Source organism: Bradyrhizobium tunisiense (assembly GCF_042263385.1).
Lineage (GTDB): Bacteria > Pseudomonadota > Alphaproteobacteria > Rhizobiales > Xanthobacteraceae > Bradyrhizobium > Bradyrhizobium tunisiense.
The window spans coordinates 237,590-255,473 of sequence record NZ_JBHLEV010000007.1 but is presented as its reverse complement, the minus strand read 5'-3'; the positions used below and the strand labels follow the sequence as shown (position 1 = coordinate 255,473).

Below are 17,884 nucleotides of genomic sequence, written 5' to 3'. Positions count from 1 at the left end.
TCATCTCAAACCTTGAAGTAGTCCCGATACCAGGTGACAAAATTGTGGACCCCATGCTCGATCGGCGTTGACGGTGCAAAGCCGGTGTCGCGCATCAAATCCTCGACATCCGCGAACGTTTCCAGCACATCTCCCGGCTGCATCGGCAGCAATTCTTTGATCGCCGTCCGGCCCAGCTCCCGCTCCAGAAGACCGACGACGTGCATCAGTTCCTCCGGATGGTGATTGCCGACATTGTAGAGCTTAAACGGCGCATTTGCGGCAGAAGGATCGTCCGCGGGCACAAGATCGATCAGTCTGGACACGACGCGCGTCACATCATCAATATAGGTGAAGTCTCGGCGCATCTCTCCATGGTTGAAGAGCCGGATCGGCTTGCCCGCCATGATGGCGTCCACGAACAGAAACATGGCCATGTCGGGCCGGCCCCACGGGCCGTAAATGGTAAAGAAGCGCAGCCCCGTGACCGGCAGGCGATAGAGATGGCTGTAGGACTGCGCCATCACCTCGTTCGCCTTCTTGGTCGCGGCGTAGAAGCTCACCGGATGGTCGGTGCGGTCCGCAACCGCAAATGGCAGTTTTGTGTTGGCGCCGTAAACGGAGGATGACGAGGCGTAGACGAGATGACGACAGCCGTGGTTGCGGCAGCCCTCGAGCACGTTGAGAAAGCCCTGCAGATTGGAATCGGCGTAGGCGTGCGGCTGCTCGATCGAGTAGCGCACGCCGGCCTGCGCCGCGAGATGCACGACCTCTGTAAAGCGATGCCGCGCAAACAGCCCCGCCATTGCCTCGCGGTCGGCAAGATCGGCCTCGACGAACGAGAAACGGGAGTCGCTCTGCAACAGCGCCAGGCGCGCCCGCTTCAAAGCCGGATCGTAATAGGCGTTGAGATTGTCGAGCCCGACGACGGACCGGCCTTCGCCCAGGAGCTGCCGGGCGACGTGAAAGCCGATGAAGCCGGCGGCCCCCGTGACCAAAATCGCCTGATCCGTCATCCTGTTCCCCGCGGGATCCCTCGCCCGCTCCGGTTTAGCCGCCACCTCAAGATGGCCGCAATAGGCCCGCCCCGCCTCATGCCCGCCATGACGCCCGCCACGACAGCCATTGCAGGGAGGGCTATTGCAAGGAGGGCTATTGCAAGATCGGCGCCAAAACCATACCAAAGCGGCCGAATTCGGCGCTCGCGTCGGGTTGCCTCAAATCTTCGCAAACCCTGTTCATGCGGACGAGATGCGCCGAATCCTGCTTTCTGCGGCCAAGATCCTGATTTCCGTGGCGCTGCTCTATCTGGCGCTGCGCAAGGTGGACCTGTCCGAACTGTTTTCGCGCTTCACGGTGACCAGCCTGCTCTGGATCGGCGTGGCGATCGCGGTCACGTTCCTGCAGATCTTCGTCGGCGTGCTGCGCTGGCGCGAGATCAGCGCCGAATGCGGAGCGCCGCTCGAGCTCGACCGCGCTATGCGCTACAACGTGATCGGCGCCTTCTTCAACCAGACGCTGCCCTCGGCGATCGGCGGCGATGCCGTCCGGCTGTGGCTGGTCGCGCGCGCCGGCGCCGGCTGGCGTGCTGCGACCTATTCGATCTTCGTCGACCGCGCGATCGGCCTGATCGCGCTCGCGATCGTGATCGTCGCGAGCCTGCCCTGGAGCTACACCCTCATCACAGATCCGCACGGGCGCTCGGCGCTGCTGCTCGTCGATTTCGCAGCGCTCGCGGGCGGCCTCGGCTTCCTGATCTTCGGCGCGCTGAAATGGCGCTGGCTGAAGACCTGGTGGGCGACGCATCACATCCACGCCTGTGCGGTGATCGCCAACCGCGTGATCTTCAGCCGCAGCCGCGGACCGATCATCGCAATCCTGTCGGTCCTCGTTCACGTGCTCGCCGTCGTCATCGCATGGTGCGTGGTGCAGTCGATCGCCGCGCCGATCAGCTTCGGCCAGATCTTCCTGCTCGTCCCGCCGGTGATGCTGATCACCTTGATGCCGATCTCGATCGCGGGGTGGGGCGTGCGTGAAGCAACGATGGGCCTGGCATTCGGCTTTGCGGGACTGGCTGCGAACGAGGGTGTCAACGTCTCGCTGCTGTATGGCGCCGTGTTCTTCATCGTCGGCGCGATCGGCGGCCTGGTCTGGATCCTCAGCGCAGAGAAGGCCGCGCAAGGCTCGGCTCCGATCGGGGTGCCGGAGTGACGACTCTCGGCTCGAGTCCGGAAGTTGCGGCCGGACTGGTGCTGCTCGCGATCGCGCCGGCCTTGCTGGCTGCACCACTCTCCTCCTGCATCACCTGGCTGAGCATGCCGCTGCTGCAACGCTATGCGTTGGCACGTCCGAACGCACGCTCATCACACAGGATTCCAACTCCGCAAGGCGCGGGTATCGCGGTTGTCGCAGCGACCTTGCTGGTTGCCGTGCCCTGGGCCGCCTGGATCCATGACCCGCTTCCCCTGGCTCTGATCGGGTCCGCCGTGCTGATCGCCCTGGTCGGTCTTGTCGATGATATCAAGCCTCTGCCGGTCGTCGTTAGGCTCTTTTTGCAAGCCGCGGCCGTGACCGCCATCGTGTACCCGGCGCCGGAATCGCTGCGCATCGTGCCCGCTCTACCGTTTGCCTTTGAACGTGTCCTGATCGTCATCGCCGGCGTCTGGTTCGTGAACCTCGTCAATTTCATGGACGGGCTCGACTTGATGACGGTATCCGAAGTGGTGCCGACGACGGCCTCGCTCGGGCTGATCGCATGGTGGGGCGACCTCTCCGCATCCGCCGGACTGATCGCCACGGCCCTGTGCGGCGCCACGCTCGGCTTTGCGCCTTTCAACAAGCCGGCCGCAAGAGTATTTCTCGGCGATGTCGGCAGCCTGCCGATCGGCCTTCTGCTTGGCTGGTGCCTGCTGGATCTCGCCTGGCGCGGGCAACCGGCTGCGGCGCTGCTGCTGCCCGGCTATTACCTTGCGGATTCCACCATCACGCTGTTTCGGCGCATCATCAGGCGCGAGCCGTTCTGGTCGGCACATCGCTCGCATTTCTATCAGCGTGCGACGGACAACGGGTTCACGGCGCCCCAGGTCATCGGCGAAGTGTTCGCGCTCAATCTGGCGCTCTCATTACTTGCCATCGTCAGCGTTCGCGCCGGCTCGCTGACGGTCACGATCGTGTCCCTGCTCGCAGGCGCGGTCGCGGTCGCGTTCGTGCTGCGGCGCTTCTCGCGCCCTCAGGCTTCCTGAGCCGCCAGCGCCAGCCGCAAGCCTTCGTCGAGGGAGACCTGCTGCTGCCAACCGGTCGCCATCGCCTTGGAGATGTCGAGCTCGAGCGAGCCGATCAGGCTGTCATGCGTATCCTGCCGGCCCATGACGCCGAGCAGCGTGCTGAGCATGCCCGCCGGCATGCCGAACAGCCGCAGGCGCTTGCCGGACGCATCGGCCAGACGCGTGATGAATTCGGGTGTCGAGACCTGCTCCCTGTCGGCCACGAGGAAGATCTCGAAATTGCTGTCGGTATTGGGATGACCGAGCCGGCGCACGATGAAAGACGACAGGTTCTGCACGGCGAGGAAGGCGCGCTGGTTGCGGATCGCTGCAAAGGGCAGCGGCAGCCCGAGATCGACCGCGCGCGTCAGCAGCGCGAAATTGCCCTTGGCGCCCGCGCCATAGACCAACGGCGGCCGGATCACCGAGATCTTCATGTCGTTGTCGCGCGCCAGCGTTTTCAAGCCCGCCTCGGCCGCGGCTTTGGACATGCCGTAAAGGCCGCGCGGCGTCAGGATGTCGTTCTCGCTGAACGGGGCGCGGCCCTCGTTGCTGCGGCCGTGCACGAGCACGGTGCTGACGAAGACGAACTGGCGCACGCCGGCCGTCGCCGCGCAGCGCGCCAGATGCAGCGTGCCGGCGATGTTGACGTTGCGGTAGAGCTGGACCGCGTGCTCCTCGCGCTTGCGGTGCACGCGTGCGGCGAGATGAACGACGGCGTCCACGCCTTCCAGCGCGGCCTGCCAATCGGTCTCGGGGCCGATCGTTTCAATCACGACCTCGTCCTCGACACCTTCCGGACTGCGAACCGCGCGGCGGACCGACCATCCCTCGCGAACGAGCGCCGGCACGATATGACGGCCGACGAAGCCGCTCGCTCCCGTCACCAGCACGACCGGCTTCTTCTCGTTCATCGTTGCTCCGACAGGTCCGGGTTGCGCAACAATTCGTCGATCAGCGCCGCATAAGCGTTCATCGCGGTCGTCCTGTCGAACCGCGATGCCGCCTTCACCGCGCGCGCCGCGATGGTACCATCGTCGGACCGGGACGCCGCGCGGATCGCATCGGCGAGCTGATCGGCGCGGCCTGGCGTCACGACCCAGCCCAGCCCGTTCTCCACCACCGTCATGGCGGCCTCCGCCTCCGGCTCGGATACCAGCACCACGGGACGGCCGACCGCCAGCAGATTGTAGAACCGGCTCGGCACCGACACCCCCGCAACGTCCTTCCGGTACGGAATGATCCAGAGATCGGCGGACGCCAGAAACGCCTCGAGCTCGGAATCCGCGACGCGCCCGACAAAGGAGACATTGGGCAGGCTCGCCGCCGCCTGCAACTGCTTCAGCCGTTCGAAGCCGATGCCCCAGCCGGACAGCAGGAAGCGGATGTCCGCCTCGTCCTTGAGAAGCCGCGCCGCCTCGAACACGATCTCCGGATCATGGGTGAAGCCGAGATTGCCCGACAGGCCGACGATGAAGCGCGCGGCAATCGCCTTGCGGAACGGATTGTCCGGCGTGACCGGGCGCGGCGCGGGCACCAGCGTCGCCCAGTTCGGGATGAAGCGGATCTTGTTCCGCCTCATTCCGGAATAGCTCAGCAGCGGCCGTTCCGCATCGCGCCCGATGGTGATGACGGCATTGAGCGCGCGGAACATCAGGCTGTTGGCGGCCCGCATCGTCCGCGTCACCAGCGAGCCGGGTTTCAAGAGGCCCGCCATCACCAGCACGTCGGGAAAGAGGTCGTGCAGGATCAGCGCCGAGCGCGCGCCCTTGCACCTGGCTGCCGCCGCCACCGCGTAAGGCAGCATGAACGGCGCGGTGACCGTGAGCACGACATCCCCTCGCCTCAGCTGCCGCAGCAATGCGAAAAACGTGCGCGCCGCGAACAGCAGCTCGGACACGCCGCGCCGCACCAGCGCCGCCTTGCCCGCCATGTGGTTCTTGATTGCGACGACGCGGGGCTTGCCCGGGCCGGTCTGCGAGGCTGGCAAAGCGCCCGGCCAGCCCGAGAGCACGACGACCTCGTGCCCGGCGGCGAGACGGCAGGCAATCTCGGCCATGATCGCCGCCGTCGTACTGGTATCCGGCGGATAATGCTGGCTCGCGACGACGATCTTGCCGGAAGGCTGCATGGTCAGGCCGCGGTCGACCCGAACTCGGGCACCGCATCCTTGAGGATGGTCTTGATGGTGGCGCGATCGTCGCGCGCGATCGCCTGCTCGAGCGCCGCGATCCATTTACGCAGCGTCTGCATCGGCGGCTCGTTCGGCTGCGCAGCCATGATGCCGGCCACGCCGATCTCGCGGGTCGGCTCCTCGGATGCGAACAGGATCTCGTGGAGACGTTCGCCCGGCCGCATGCCCGTGAACACGATCTCGATGTCGTAGCCGGGCTGCAATCCGGAGAGGCGGATCATGCGCTCGGCGAGATCGACGATCTTCACCGGCTGGCCCATGTTGAGGACGTAGACCGAGACGTCGGGACGCGGCGCTCCGAGCGCATGCGTGGCCGCGGTGATGACGAGGTCGCAGGCCTCGCGGATGGTCATGAAGTAGCGGACCATGTCGGGATGCGTCACCGTCACCGGGCCGCCGGCCTCGATCTGCGCCTTGAATTTCGGCACCACCGAGCCGTTCGAGGCCAGCACGTTACCGAACCGGACCGAGATCAACCGCATCGGCGGCTTGGCGCCGTGCGCCGTCCCTGCGAGGTCGTGATCCAGCGCCTGGCAGTACATCTCGGCAAAGCGCTTGGTCAGGCCGAGCATCGACACCGGCTCGATCGCCTTGTCCGTCGAAATCATCACCATGGCTTCGGCGCCGGCGGCAACGGCGGCATCCGCCACGTTGATGGAGCCGAAGATGTTGGTCTTGACGCCCTCGCTCCAGTCGCGTTCGAGGATCGGCACGTGCTTGAGCGCGGCGGCGTGGAACACGATGTCGGGCTTGAAAACCGCCATCAGGCGCATGATGCGCTCGCGGTCGCGAATGTCGGCGATGCGCCCTTCGATCTCGGCGGCAGCGCCTCGCGCGGCGAGCGCTTCCGTGATGGCATAGAGCGCCGGCTCCGAGTTTTCCACGATCAGGAGCCGCGCCGCGCCGAAGGCAACGACGCGCTCGCAGATCTCGGACCCAATCGAGCCGCCGCCTCCGGTGACGATCACCGCCTTGCCTTTGATCAGGGCTTCCAGGCGGGCATAGTCGATCGTCTCGCTCGGCCGCAACAGGAGGTCCTCGACCGCGACGGCGGTGAGCCGCGGTGTGTCGCCGCTCTCGAGCGAGGGCATCCGGTTGACGATCACCCTCAGCTTGCGCGCCCGCATCAGGATCGATTCCGGACGGGCCTCCGGCTCGAATGCCGACGGCGTCATGATGAGGCGCGCGATCGGCTTGTTGCGCTTGGCGAAATCGGCGATGATGTCCTCGACGTCGTCGATGCCGCCCAGCACCGGCACGTTGCGGATGAACTGGCCGCGGTCGGAGCTCGATGGCGACAGCACGCCGACCGGCCAGATGCGCTTGATCGCTCCGCTCTCGATGCCGCGCAGCAGTACCTCGGCATCCGCGGCACGGCCGATCAGCAGCGTCGGCGCGGCCTCCCCGCCTCTGGCGTGACGCCGCACCCGCGTATAGCGGAAGTAGCGGTAGGCCAGCCGCAGCGCGATGAGAAAGGAGATCTCGAGGAACCAGTAGAGGACGATCGTCACCTTGCCGAGGAAGAAGGCGCCGCGGACGTTGGGGGCGACGAAGATGTAGTCGAGCACGAGCAGGGCAACCGTCAGCACGGTCGCGACGCGGATGATGTTCAGCGCGTCAGGCAGCGAGATGAAGCGCCATTTCGTCGTGGTCAGGTTGAAGATGAAGAACACCACCACGCTGAACGCGAGGAAGTAGGGCAGGATCTGGAACAGCAGCGGCAAGCGGTCGAAGAAGCCGTCGCCACCCTCGAATCGCAGATAGAAGGCGGCAAAAAGCGCTGCCGCGGTCGCCAGCAGGTCGTGAAGCGCGATCAGGAAATTGCGCAGGGTGAGATGCGAAAGACGCGTCATCCGCCGACCGATGAAAGCCCAGTTAGATGCAACCTTACCGCGCTGATAGCCCATCTGGACCAGACTTGCCAGCCGCGCGGCCGCTCAGGAACCGGCTTCCCCCATCTTCGCCTCACCCTGTTGTGCCCGGATCACCATGCCGCCGGCGACACCGACGCCGATGACGTACATCCAGCCCTCGTGGAAGTCGAACAGATGGGAGTTGAACAGAGAGGTGAAGACGTTCTGCACCACCACCAGAAGCCCGATCCAGTTGACAAGCCCCTCGCCGCGAAACAGTTGCAGATGCAGGATCCAGATCGCGTAGAGAACGGCGATGCCGATCACGCCCCATTGCACGGCAACGTTGAGCGTCTGGTTGTGCGGGTTGCCGATCACCTCGGCGGAGGCCTGATACAGACCGTCAGGCGTCGCGGCGCGTTCGAACAATCCGCGCGTCGAGCCGGTGCCGTGCCCCATGATCGGCGCCTGCACGAAGAAGCCGAGCGACTTCCGCCAGAATTCGAGGCGCAAGCCCGCCGAGCTCGGCTCGCCCCTTTCCATGTAACGCGTGTAGTCGCTGCTAAACCTCTCCGCGGTGTTGCGCAATTGCGGCGAGGTCTGCCAGGCCAGAACGGCGCCGACGAGCAAAGCGGCAGAGATGAGCGCAATGCTGCGCCATTTGAGGTGAAGCAGCGCGAACACGCCGAACATGACCGGAACGGTGACGAGCGCGGTGCGTGACACCACCACGAAGGTCATATTGAGGAAGAAGCCCAGCGCCAGCGCCGTGAGCAGCCCGGCGAACCAGTATCGCTTCTCGCGCAGCAGCGTCACGATCGGATAGGCGAGCGCGACGGCGCAAAGCGCGAATTCCTGGCTCTGGTCGATGTAGTTCTTGACGAAGATGCCGCGTTCGGGCGGATCGGTCTTGAGCGAAAGATCCGGGTAGAAGGCGACCAGCCAGGACATCACCGACAACAAGGCGCAGGACACCAGGAAGGCGATGAATACCCATTGGCCGCGCGTCGAGCGCTCGAAATGGTAGAGCAGGACCGGCAACACGAGCAGCTTGATGGTCGGATTGACCGCATAGAAGCGCGCGCCCCAGGTCGCGTCCGACCATAGTGTCCCCACCAGCGCGAGCAGGACCAGCGCGATCGGCGCAATGCAGATCGGACGCTTCAGCGATTGCAGGAACGCGCGGACGTCGAGGAACGGCACCATGCAGAGCAGCATCAGCGCATTGAAGATCCCCGCAAGCGAGGTCGACCAGGGCAGCGAGGCTGCGGTCAGGACCGCGAATATATCGACGGTCTCGCGCCAGGCAGCCGGGCTGCGTAGACGGCGAATCAACATTCCGCCGGTCGTCTCGCGTGCGAGGGCGGTCACTGGTCGCCTCCCCGGGCGCGATGCACCAGCGCCGTCGTGCTGAAGCCCTGGAGGATGTCGACCAGCACGACCGTTCCGCCGGCTTCCTCGACGACCTCGTGGCCGACCACCTGCTCGCGGGTGTAGTCGCCGCCCTTCACCAGCACGCCGGGCTTGATCCGTGTGATCAGGTCGATCGGCGTATCCTCTTCGAAGATGACGACGAGATCGACGGCCTCGAGAGCGGCGAGCACCTCGGCACGCGCACGCTCGTCCTGGACCGGCCGCTCGGCGCCCTTGAGCCGCCGCACCGAGGCGTCGCTGTTGAGCCCCACGATCAGGCGATCGCAGGCGGCGCGCGCCGCGGTCAGCACCTTGACGTGGCCGGGATGCAGGATGTCGAAACAGCCATTGGTGAAGCCGACGCGCTGGCCCTGCCGCTTCCATTCTGCGAGCTGCGCGTCGAGGGCGGTCGGCTCGAGCACGATCTTCTCCTCGGCCGCGAGACTGGCATGCGGAAGGATCTTGCGACGAAGCTCGGCCGCGCTCACACTGGCGGTGCCTTGCTTGCCGACGGCGACGGCGGCCGCCGCATTGGCCATGCGCAACGCCGTATCCCAGTCCGTGCCGGTCGCAAGCGACGCCGCGAGCGCGGCGGCGACGGTGTCGCCGGCGCCCGAGACATCGCGCACTTTCACCGGAAAAGCCGGAACGTGAACGGCCTCGCCGCTCCGCGGCACCAGCGTCATGCCGTGCTCCCCTTGGGTAACCAGGATCGCCTCGCAATCGGCGAGCCGCATCACGTCCTCGCTGGCGTCGACGATGCTCTGCAGCGTGTCGGCGCGGCTGCGCGTTGCTTCCGAGAATTCCTTGCGGTTGGGGGTGAGCAGCGTGGCGCCGCGATAGATCGCCCAGTTCAGGCTCTTGGGATCGACGATCACGGGCTTGCCGAGTTTCCGCGCCGCGTCGATGGTGTGGCGGATCACGCGCGCCGTCAGCACACCCTTGGCGTAGTCCGAAAGCAGCACGATGTCGGCGCGCGCGATCTGCGGCAGGATCGCCTCGATCAACCTGGTCTCGATCTCATCGGAGGCAGGCAGCGCCTGCTCCCAATCCGCGCGCAGCATGTGCGTGGAAAAATGTTCGGAGACAAAGCGGACCTTTCGCGTGGTCGGCCGCGACGGGTCGCGCACCAGCACGTTCTCGATTGCAGCGAACTCATCCAGCGCCGCCTTGAGCCGTGCACCGGCATCGTCCTCGCCGACGAGGCCGATGAAGATGCAGCGCGCGCCCAACGAGGCGACATTGCGCGCGACATTGCCGGCGCCGCCGATATGGATCTCGCTACGCTGTGCCGCGATGACGGGCGTCGGCGCTTCCGGCGAGATCCGCGACACCTCGCCATAGACGAACTCGTCCAGCATGATGTCGCCGATGCACAACACCGTGCGGCTCGTGATGGCCTGCGCGAGGGCGTCGAAATCGAGAATGGGCGTCGGCATGATCTTTTGGCCTCAGATCCTGGGGGCCTCAGCGGAAGCGGTCGGGCCGGTCGAGATAATCCCCGACAAAGGCCTTCACCGCGTCCTCGAGCGTCGTGAAACCGCCGTTATAGCCGGCGCGGTGGAGGCGATCGACCTCGCTCTGGGTGAAGTACTGGTAAGCTCCGCGGATCTGCTCGGGCATATCGATATATTCGATGTTGGGCCTGGTGCCGAGCGCCGCATAGGCAGACAACATCAGATCCCTGAAGCTGCGCGCCTTGCCAGTTCCGACGTTGAAGAGTCCGGACACCGACGGCGTCGCGAGCAGCCACATGACGACGCGCACGACGTCGTCGACATAGATGAAATCCCGGCGCTGGTCGCCATCTTCTATGCCTTCACGATGCGACTTGAACAGTTGCACGACGCGGCCGGCCTTGACGTCGTCGAAGCGGCGCGCCAGCACGCTCATCATCGAGCCTTTGTGGTATTCGTTGGGGCCGAACACGTTGAAGAATTTCAGCCCGGCCCATTGCGGGGGCAGCCGATCGCCGTTCGCCACGCGCTCGGCAACAGTGAGATCGAACAGGTGCTTGCTCCAGCCGTAGAGATTCATCGGCCGCAGTTTCTTCAGTGCCGGCAGAGAGGCGTCGTCGTCAAAGCCTGCCATGCCGTCGCCATAGGTCGCGGCCGAGGAGGCGTAGATGAACGGCACCGCGTTCATCGTGCACCAGTCCAGAAGGCGCACCGACAGACGGAAGTTGGTCTCGATCACGAGGTCGCCGTCGGTCGCGGTGGTCGCGGAAATCGCCCCGAAATGGATGATCGCGTCGAGCTTGCGGCCCCTCAGCCAGTCCATCAGCTCGGCCGGCGGGACGATATCCACGAGCTGCCGCTTGGCGAGGTTGCGCCATTTGCCCTCGTTGCCCAGCAGATCGCAAACCACGACGTCGCTGCGGCCCGCGTCATTGAGCGCGGCCACGACATTCGACCCGATAAAACCGGCCCCGCCGGTCACCAGCAACATTCCGAAACCCTGCCCGATTTTTGCGGCCCGATCCTGCCCTAGCGCATGAGCCGCCAAAGTGTAAGCGGTTTTGGGATTGAGTTATCAGCCGGCTTTACCTGCTGGCCCGGAGCGGCTAACCGGACGCCATAATCAGATTGCCTTCGGCTCCATCAACGAATGAATCAAGATTCGCAGTTTAGTCGACAGGTAGATCGGGACGATACTCGCCCGATCCTGATCATTCCCTACATGTGGATCGGCGATTTCGTCCGGAATCACACCGTCGTCCGCGTTTTGAAGGAGCGCTGGCCCAATCGCCCGGTCGATCTGCTGACCACCTCCCTGTGCGCCCCGCTGGTCGATTACATGCCCGGCGTGCGCGCTGGCATCGTCTGGGACCTGCCGCGCGGCCGCCTGGCCGTCGCCCGCCAGCTCGCTCTAGGCAAGCTCCTGCGCGAGCGGAACTATGGTACGGCCCTGGTGCTGCCGCGAACCTGGAAGGCCGCCATCGCGCCCGCCCTCGCCGGCATCCCTGAACGGGTCGGCTTCGTCGGCGAATTCCGGTTCGGCCTGCTCAACCGCTGGCGCTGGGGCGAGAAAAAGCTGCCCCGCTTCATCGACAAGAACGCTGCCCTGGCCCAGCCCGACGGTGCGCCCCTACCCCCGGAATGGCCGGTCCCGCAATTGCGGGTTCCGGCCGAGGACATTGTCCGCTGGAGGCAGGCCAATGGCCTCAGCGCCGGCGCCGCGGTGGCGCTCGCCCCGGGCTCGGTGGGGGTCTCAAAGCGCTGGACGTCCTATCCGGAGGCGGCCCGACTCCTGGTCGAGCGCGGGCTGGAGGTCTGGGTGGTCGGGGGCCCCGGGGAAAAAGGCCTCGCCCAGGAGATCGTCGCAGCAGGCGGCCCGGGCGTGCGCGACCTCACCGGCAATGACTTGCGCAACGGCGTGCTGGCCATGGCCGCGGCCGGCGTCGCCATCTCCAACGACTCGGGCCTGATGCACATCGCGGCCGCGCTGGGCACGCCCACCATGGGCATCTTCGGCCCGACCAGCCCCTATCTCTGGGCCCCCCTCAACGGCCTTGCCGCCACCGTGGTGCAGGACAAGGAAGTGCTGTCCTGCCAGCCCTGCCAGAGCACGGTCTGCAAAATGAACGACCACCGCTGCATGCGTAACATCGCGGCGAGCGAGGTGGTGGGGATTGCTGAGAGGGTGCTGGGAGAAGCGGGGGCGAAGGCGGAGAACTAAGCGCCGCCCGCCTTACGTCCATCATGGCGCGCGGGCCGCCAAGCCATTGATTTCGTTAGCGCCGTCTACTGTGCATGGGGTTGTTTTCGCAATTTTTGTTTGACGGCGACAGCGGCACCTCAGAGTAGCGGCCGATAGACGTCCCCGATCCGCGCCGCTTCGGCATCGAGACTGAATCGTGCGAGCACGCGCGCCCGCCCGCGCTCGCCCATCGCCGTCGCCGAGGCCACGTCGCGCATCAGCGGCTCGAGTGCCGCAGCGAGCGCATCGGCATCATCCGTCGGGATCAGCACGCCACTCACCCCGTCCTCAACCACGAGCTCGGCCGCGCCCGCGCGTGCGGCGACGAGGGCGCTGCCCGCCGCCATCGCCTCGATCAGCGTCAGGCCAAAGCCTTCGTTGCGCGAGGTGAAGGCGTAGATCGTCAGCCGTTGGTACCAGCGCTGCACCGCTTCGATCGGCAGTTCGCCGGTGATGACGATGCGCGATTGCAGGCCGGCGGCCTCGATCCGCTTCTTCAGGTCATTCGCGAAACCAGTCTGCTCGGCCGTGACCTGACCGACGATGACAGCGGTGAAATCCGGGTAGCGCGGCAGCAGCCGGCACATCGCATCGACGAACACATCGGTGCCCTTCTGCGCCCGCACGCGACCGAAGCACCCGATGGCGTAGCTGCCCGGCAGCGCGGCTTCAGCGAAGGCGGCGGCGCGATCTGTCGGCGGTGCGTAGACTTCGGTGTCAACGCCGTGCGGGATCACGGTGGCCTCCACCTTCAGGAACGAGGCGGAGATGTCTGAAGTCGCGATGATCGCGTCCATGCGCCGGATCAGCCAGCGCGTGATCCAGCTATGGTGCCGCTGCGCGGCCGAGGTGAACACGAGCTTCAACGGCCAGCCGAGCGCGCGCAACACAACGCCTGCGATCATCTCGTTGTTGCGGCGCGCATGCCAGATCAGTGGCGCCTTGCGGCGCCACTGCTTCAGGAAATCAGCAACGGTCAGCCGCGCGATCCCCGCCGGCGCATCGGACCCGAACCAGGCGGCGCGGTACAGTTTCGCCAGTCGCGGCGCCACCATCCGGTTGGTCGCGGTGACCCCGGAATAGCGCCTGTGCAGATTTGGCACGATCACTTCGAGATCGCCGGGGAGATTCGCCACGTCACGCTCCGTTTCGAAGGTCCCCTATACGCAACATTAAGCATAGTGACCAGTTCGGCCGCGCCGATACCCCCTCTTCACCACGTAAGCGTTAGCTTTGCGCGTTGATCGAAGACGGGTGAGATCATGACTGTGCTAGTCACCGGCGGCGCCGGTTATATCGGAAGTCACACGGTTCTCGCGCTGGCGGAAGCCGGCGAGGACGTCGTCGTGATCGACGATCTCTCGACTGGTTTCTCCGCCTATCTGCCCGAGGGCGTACCGCTGTTCATCGGCGATGCCGGCGACGAGAATCTGCTCGAAGGCGTGATCGCGCAGCACAACATCGAGAGCATCATCCATTTCGCGGGCTCCGTCGTCGTGCCGGATTCGATGCGCGATCCGCTCGGCTACTACCGCAACAACTTCATGACCGCGCGTAACCTGCTCAACGTCGCAGTGAAGCGCGGCATCAATCGCTTCATCTTCTCCTCGACCGCCGCCGTGTACGGCAATCCGGACCAGGTCCCGGTGCCCGAGCACGCGCCGACGCGGCCGCTGTCACCTTACGGCTCGTCGAAGCTGATGACCGAGATCATGCTGCACGACGTTGCCGCCGCCTACGGCATGCAGTACGTGACCTTGCGCTATTTCAACGTCGCCGGCGCCGATCCGCACGCCCGCATCGGGCTGGCCACCGTCGGCGCGACGCACCTGCTCAAGATCGCGGTGGAAGCCGCGACCGGCCAGCGCGCCAAGATCGACGTGTTCGGCACCGACTATCCGACGCCCGACGGCAGTTGCATCCGCGACTTCATCCACGTCACGGATCTCTCGCAGGCGCATCGCTCGGCGCTGGCTTACTTGCGCAATGGCGGCGCCTCGACGACGCTCAATTGCGGCTATGGCCGCGGCTATTCGGTGCTGGAGACCATCGACGCCGTGCGCCGGGTTTCAGGCCGCAGCTTCGCCGTGCAATACGCCCCGCGGCGGCCCGGCGACATCATGACCATGGTCGCCGACACCAGCCGCATCCGCGGACTGCTCGACTGGAAGCCGCAATACGAGGATCTCGAGACGATCGCGGCCCACGCTCTGGCATGGGAGGACAAGCTGTTCCACGAGCGCCATGGCGAGCTCCGCCAGGCGGCCTCGGCCTAGATTCCCCTGCGACGCAAGCCCTTAATTGGGCTTGAAAAACCCCGCTTGAGCGGGCACAGAGGCCCATCGATCCCTGACGCGCGGGCAGGCTTTGTCCTGCGCCGTCAATGGACACCGGATGGCCCAGTTTCCAAAGAAAATCACCGACGATCCCTATGCGGCAGCGACCTTGATTCGCCGCCTCGTCACCGAACAGGGCATCGTCTACTGGCGGCGCTACCTCGTCGCCTTCGCGCTGATGGCGGTGGCCGCGGGCGCGACCGCATGCGCGACCTATGTGCTCGGCCAGGTCATCAACCAGGCCTATGTCGACAAGAACATCCCGGGCATCGCGATGTTCTCAGGGATCACGGTGCTCCTGCTCTTCATCAAGGGCGTGGCGACCTACGGCCACATGGTGATCCTGACCAAGATCAGTAACGCCATCCTCGCCACCAACCAGCGCCAGCTGTTCGCAAAGCTGATGCGCGAGAGCGTCGGCTTCTTCTCCGAGCGGCACTCCTCGGAATTCCTGGCGCGGCTGACGGCCGGCGCCAAGTCGATCACCGACGTGCTCAACATGCTGGTCAACGCCATCGGGCGCGACCTGCTGATGCTGCTCGCGATGATCGGCGTGATGGTGTGGCAGGATCCCGTGATGTCGTTCATCGGCCTCGTCGTGGTGCCGCCGGCGATGCTGGTGCTGCGCAAGCTGGTCAAGCGCATCAAGGGCCTCGCCTTCAACCAGTTTACCGGCACCGCCGACATCATGGAGACCATGCAGGAATCGCTGCAGGGCATCCGCACCGTGAAGGCGTTCACGCTCGAAGACACGATGCAGAAGCGCATCGACGAGAACATCGCGATCGTCGAGCGCAACGCCAACAAGATGGCGCGCGTCGCCAACCGCTCCAATCCGCTGATGGAAATGCTGGGCGGTTTCGCGGTCGCGGGCTGCCTGATGTACGGCGGCTACAGCGTGGTCGCGCTCAACGCCACGCCAGGCGCGTTCTTCTCCTTCATGACCGCCTTCCTGATGGCGACCGAGCCGGCCAAGCGGCTGGCCCGGCTCAACATCGATCTGAACAGCCAGCTGGTCGGCGCGCGCATGCTGCTCGAAGTCGTCGACAGCCCCGCGAGCGAACGGTCGGACGACGACAAGCCGGCGCTGAAGCTCTCCGACGCGCGCATCGAGCTGCGCGACGTCAGCTTCGCCTACCGCACCGGCGAGACCGTGCTCAATCGCATGAGCTTCGTGGCCGAGCCCGGCAAGGTCACCGCGCTGGTCGGGCCCTCCGGCGGCGGCAAGTCGACCGTGCTGGCGCTGCTGCTGCGCTTCTACGAGGTGACGCAAGGCGACATCGTGATCGACGGTCAGTCGATCGGCGCGGTCTCGCGCAAATCGCTGCGCGCGCAGACCGCCTATGTCGGCCAGGACGTCTATCTGTTCCGCGACACCATCCGCAGCAACATCGCCTTCGGCAAACCGGGCGCAAGCGAGGACGAGATCATCGAAGCCGCGAAGGCGGCCTGCGCGCATGATTTCATCATGGGCTTCCCGCTCGGCTACGACACCCCGGTCGGCGAGCACGGTACGCAGCTCTCCGGCGGCCAGCGCCAGCGCATTGCGGTCGCGCGCGCATTGATCAAGAACGCGTCGATCATCCTCCTGGACGAAGCCACCGCGGCGCTCGATTCGGAATCCGAGCGGCAGGTGCAGGAGGCGATCGAGCATCTCTGTCAGAACCGCACCACCATCGTGATCGCGCATCGCCTGCACACCATCATGCACGCAGATGCCATCCTGGTTATCGAGGGCGGCGAGATCGTCGAGCAGGGCCGGCACGACGAGCTGCTCCGCCGCGGCGGGCGCTACGCCTCGTTCTTCCGCCTGCAGCATCACGACGCCGGCGCTCTGGCGCCGATCAGCGCAACGGCATAGAGTTCGTTCCACCTCAAGAGCAGCGAGACCGCTACATGAACGCCGCCTCCTACGTCATCCCGCTTCCGCCTCAGGCTTCGCTTCCCGTCGTCGGGGAAAGCGGCCGCTATCCGGTGCGCCGCATCTGGTGCGTCGGCCGCAACTATCTCGAGCACATCCGCGAGATGGGCAATGACGAGCGCGCTCCGCCGTTCTTTTTCGCCAAGCACGCGGATATGCTGGTGCCCGACGGCGCCACCATCCCCTATCCGCCGCTGACCAAGGATCTGCATCACGAGGTCGAGCTGGTCGTCGCGATGAAGAGCGGCGGCCTCAACATCCCCGCCGACAAGGCGCTCGACCACGTCTACGGCTACGCCGTCGGCATCGATCTCACCCGCCGCGACCTCCAGATCGCCTCGCGCAAGAAGGAGCGTCCCTGGGAGATCGGCAAGTCGTTCGACGGCTCCGCCCCGTGCTCCGCGATTCAGCCGGCGTCGAAGATCGGCCATCCCGCCAAGGGCAAGATCTGGCTCACGGTCAACGGCAAGGAAGCGCAGAAGGGCGACCTCACCGAGCTGATCTGGAACGTGCCTGAAATCATCTGGCAGCTCTCGCAGCAGGTGAAGCTCGCCGCCGGCGACATCATCATGACGGGCACGCCGGCCGGCGTGTCGCAGCTCCAGGCGGGCGACAAGCTCGAATGCGGCGTCGACGGCGTTGGAACGCTGAAGGTGAGCATCGGCCAGCCGGAATAGACTTGCGGCGACTGTAGATCGAAAGGCCTCGGACGCGTCCGGGGCCTTTTGCATTTCGAGCACATGATCGCGGACGTCGTCGATCTACCAGGCCTTCACCGCCCGATTGGCGTGGCTCGCTTGCGGCACACCGCGATTGAGGGACATGTGGGAATGCACACACAGCCACCCCTCGGCATTCCTCGCAAATACCATGGTGGCCCGGCCAGGGCGTGGAAACGCGTTGCCATCGGGATGGTAGCCCGTGCTCGTCCACGGCACGATCACCGTCGCCATCGTGCCGTCGGACGATGCCAGAATCGAGACTTGATCAAGGACGAAACCGAAGTCCGTCGTCTTCGGCCAGACATTGTCCCATTGCGTCGAGACCCATTGATCGAGGCCGGGAATGACATCGTTATGCGTGCCGAAGGCGAGCACGTCCGGATGAAACAGCGGCCGCGCCGAAGCGTAGTCGACCTCGCGAACATAGCCCGCGAAGGTCTCCAGCCACTGGCGGAAGAACCGCTCGATCTCGGTATTCGCGACCGGCAAGGAACTCATTGCAAG

General features: G+C 65.4%; 15 protein-coding genes. 6 read left to right on the top strand and 9 right to left on the bottom strand.

Features of this window, described 5'->3' with window-relative positions:
* Positions 1-5 precede the first annotated feature (5 nt).
* A complete protein-coding gene (locus ACFDR6_RS27575) occupies positions 6-995 on the bottom strand; it encodes an NAD-dependent epimerase (protein ID WP_375860200.1) in 990 nt (329 codons plus the stop codon).
* Positions 996-1,230: 235 nt separating this feature from the next.
* Between ACFDR6_RS27575 and ACFDR6_RS27570 the strand changes: the two genes are divergently transcribed.
* On the top strand, positions 1,231-2,190 hold the full coding sequence (locus ACFDR6_RS27570) for a lysylphosphatidylglycerol synthase transmembrane domain-containing protein (protein WP_375860199.1): 960 nt from the start codon (positions 1,231-1,233) through the stop codon (positions 2,188-2,190).
* Entirely contained in the window at positions 2,187-3,221 is a 1,035-nt protein-coding gene (locus ACFDR6_RS27565; protein ID WP_375860198.1) for an MraY family glycosyltransferase, read from the top strand. Before ACFDR6_RS27570 ends, ACFDR6_RS27565 begins: the two co-directional genes overlap by 4 nt.
* On the opposite strand, the gene ACFDR6_RS27560 is transcribed toward ACFDR6_RS27565, so the two are convergent.
* From ACFDR6_RS27560 to rfaD, 6 genes are all read right to left on the bottom strand, one after another.
* On the bottom strand, positions 3,209-4,156 hold the full coding sequence (locus ACFDR6_RS27560; RefSeq protein WP_375860197.1) for an NAD-dependent epimerase/dehydratase family protein: 948 nt from the start codon (positions 4,154-4,156) through the stop codon (positions 3,209-3,211). The two genes, ACFDR6_RS27565 and ACFDR6_RS27560, sit on opposite strands and share 13 nt — an antisense overlap.
* The gene (locus ACFDR6_RS27555) at positions 4,153-5,373 is read right to left on the bottom strand and encodes a glycosyltransferase family 4 protein (protein ID WP_375860196.1); all 1,221 of its coding nucleotides are present in this window, start codon (positions 5,371-5,373) and stop codon (positions 4,153-4,155) included. Before ACFDR6_RS27555 ends, ACFDR6_RS27560 begins: the two co-directional genes overlap by 4 nt.
* A gap of 2 nt (positions 5,374-5,375) precedes the next feature.
* The gene (locus ACFDR6_RS27550; protein ID WP_212091454.1) at positions 5,376-7,289 is read right to left on the bottom strand and encodes an SDR family NAD(P)-dependent oxidoreductase; all 1,914 of its coding nucleotides are present in this window, start codon (positions 7,287-7,289) and stop codon (positions 5,376-5,378) included.
* 84 nt (positions 7,290-7,373) lie between these two features.
* On the bottom strand, positions 7,374-8,660 hold the full coding sequence (locus tag ACFDR6_RS27545; protein ID WP_375860195.1) for an O-antigen ligase family protein: 1,287 nt from the start codon (positions 8,658-8,660) through the stop codon (positions 7,374-7,376).
* Complete coding sequence (gene rfaE1, locus ACFDR6_RS27540) at positions 8,657-10,141, bottom strand: D-glycero-beta-D-manno-heptose-7-phosphate kinase (RefSeq protein WP_212091436.1); 1,485 nt, start codon at positions 10,139-10,141, stop codon at positions 8,657-8,659. The genes ACFDR6_RS27545 and rfaE1 overlap by 4 nt, the downstream gene beginning before the upstream one ends.
* 28 nt (positions 10,142-10,169) lie before the next feature.
* Positions 10,170-11,150 carry an ADP-glyceromanno-heptose 6-epimerase gene (rfaD, locus tag ACFDR6_RS27535; RefSeq protein ID WP_375860194.1) on the bottom strand — a complete coding sequence of 327 codons (981 nt, stop codon included), beginning with the start codon at positions 11,148-11,150 and terminating at the stop codon, positions 10,170-10,172.
* 159 nt (positions 11,151-11,309) lie between these two features.
* Here rfaD and waaF point away from each other — a divergent pair, with 159 nt between their 5' ends.
* Positions 11,310-12,380: a lipopolysaccharide heptosyltransferase II gene (gene waaF, locus ACFDR6_RS27530; protein WP_375860193.1), complete on the top strand. Its 1,071-nt coding sequence runs from the start codon at positions 11,310-11,312 to the stop codon at positions 12,378-12,380.
* 119 nt (positions 12,381-12,499) lie between these two features.
* On the opposite strand, the gene ACFDR6_RS27525 is transcribed toward waaF, so the two are convergent.
* Complete coding sequence (locus tag ACFDR6_RS27525; protein ID WP_375860192.1) at positions 12,500-13,537, bottom strand: glycosyltransferase family 4 protein; 1,038 nt, start codon at positions 13,535-13,537, stop codon at positions 12,500-12,502.
* Positions 13,538-13,663: 126 nt separating this feature from the next.
* On the opposite strand from ACFDR6_RS27525, the gene galE reads away from it, so the two are divergent.
* The 3 genes from galE (at position 13,664) to ACFDR6_RS27510 (ending at position 17,335) form a co-directional block, all read left to right on the top strand.
* Positions 13,664-14,677, top strand: a complete 1,014-nt coding sequence (gene galE / locus ACFDR6_RS27520; protein ID WP_375860191.1) for a UDP-glucose 4-epimerase GalE — start codon at positions 13,664-13,666, stop codon at positions 14,675-14,677.
* A gap of 118 nt (positions 14,678-14,795) precedes the next feature.
* Positions 14,796-16,598 (top strand): ABC transporter ATP-binding protein, encoded by a 1,803-nt coding sequence (locus tag ACFDR6_RS27515; RefSeq protein ID WP_375860190.1) that lies wholly within the window; start codon positions 14,796-14,798, stop codon positions 16,596-16,598.
* A gap of 35 nt (positions 16,599-16,633) precedes the next feature.
* Positions 16,634-17,335 (top strand): fumarylacetoacetate hydrolase family protein, encoded by a 702-nt coding sequence (locus ACFDR6_RS27510; protein WP_212091404.1) that lies wholly within the window; start codon positions 16,634-16,636, stop codon positions 17,333-17,335.
* A gap of 84 nt (positions 17,336-17,419) precedes the next feature.
* Here ACFDR6_RS27510 and ACFDR6_RS27505 read toward each other — a convergent pair whose 3' ends face one another.
* Positions 17,420-17,878 (bottom strand): YybH family protein, encoded by a 459-nt coding sequence (locus ACFDR6_RS27505; protein WP_212091402.1) that lies wholly within the window; start codon positions 17,876-17,878, stop codon positions 17,420-17,422.
* Positions 17,879-17,884: the final 6 nt, after the last annotated feature.

What these genes read in the sequence shown, in the direction of transcription:
- rfaD (WP_375860194.1), bottom strand. Translation starts at nt 11,150, where the DNA reads ATGTTGCTGGTGACCGGCGGGGCCGGTTTTATCGGGTCGAATGTCGTG.
- galE (WP_375860191.1), top strand. Translation starts at nt 13,664, where the DNA reads ATGACTGTGCTAGTCACCGGCGGCGCCGGTTATATCGGAAGTCACACG.
- ACFDR6_RS27575 (WP_375860200.1), bottom strand. Translation starts at nt 995, where the DNA reads ATGACGGATCAGGCGATTTTGGTCACGGGGGCCGCCGGCTTCATCGGC.
- waaF (WP_375860193.1), top strand. Translation starts at nt 11,310, where the DNA reads ATGAATCAAGATTCGCAGTTTAGTCGACAGGTAGATCGGGACGATACT.
- ACFDR6_RS27560 (WP_375860197.1), bottom strand. Translation starts at nt 4,156, where the DNA reads ATGAACGAGAAGAAGCCGGTCGTGCTGGTGACGGGAGCGAGCGGCTTC.
- ACFDR6_RS27510 (WP_212091404.1), top strand. Translation starts at nt 16,634, where the DNA reads ATGAACGCCGCCTCCTACGTCATCCCGCTTCCGCCTCAGGCTTCGCTT.
- ACFDR6_RS27505 (WP_212091402.1), bottom strand. Translation starts at nt 17,878, where the DNA reads ATGAGTTCCTTGCCGGTCGCGAATACCGAGATCGAGCGGTTCTTCCGC.
- ACFDR6_RS27515 (WP_375860190.1), top strand. Translation starts at nt 14,796, where the DNA reads ATGGCCCAGTTTCCAAAGAAAATCACCGACGATCCCTATGCGGCAGCG.
- ACFDR6_RS27555 (WP_375860196.1), bottom strand. Translation starts at nt 5,373, where the DNA reads ATGCAGCCTTCCGGCAAGATCGTCGTCGCGAGCCAGCATTATCCGCCG.
- ACFDR6_RS27570 (WP_375860199.1), top strand. Translation starts at nt 1,231, where the DNA reads ATGCGCCGAATCCTGCTTTCTGCGGCCAAGATCCTGATTTCCGTGGCG.
- ACFDR6_RS27550 (WP_212091454.1), bottom strand. Translation starts at nt 7,289, where the DNA reads ATGACGCGTCTTTCGCATCTCACCCTGCGCAATTTCCTGATCGCGCTT.
- rfaE1 (WP_212091436.1), bottom strand. Translation starts at nt 10,141, where the DNA reads ATGCCGACGCCCATTCTCGATTTCGACGCCCTCGCGCAGGCCATCACG.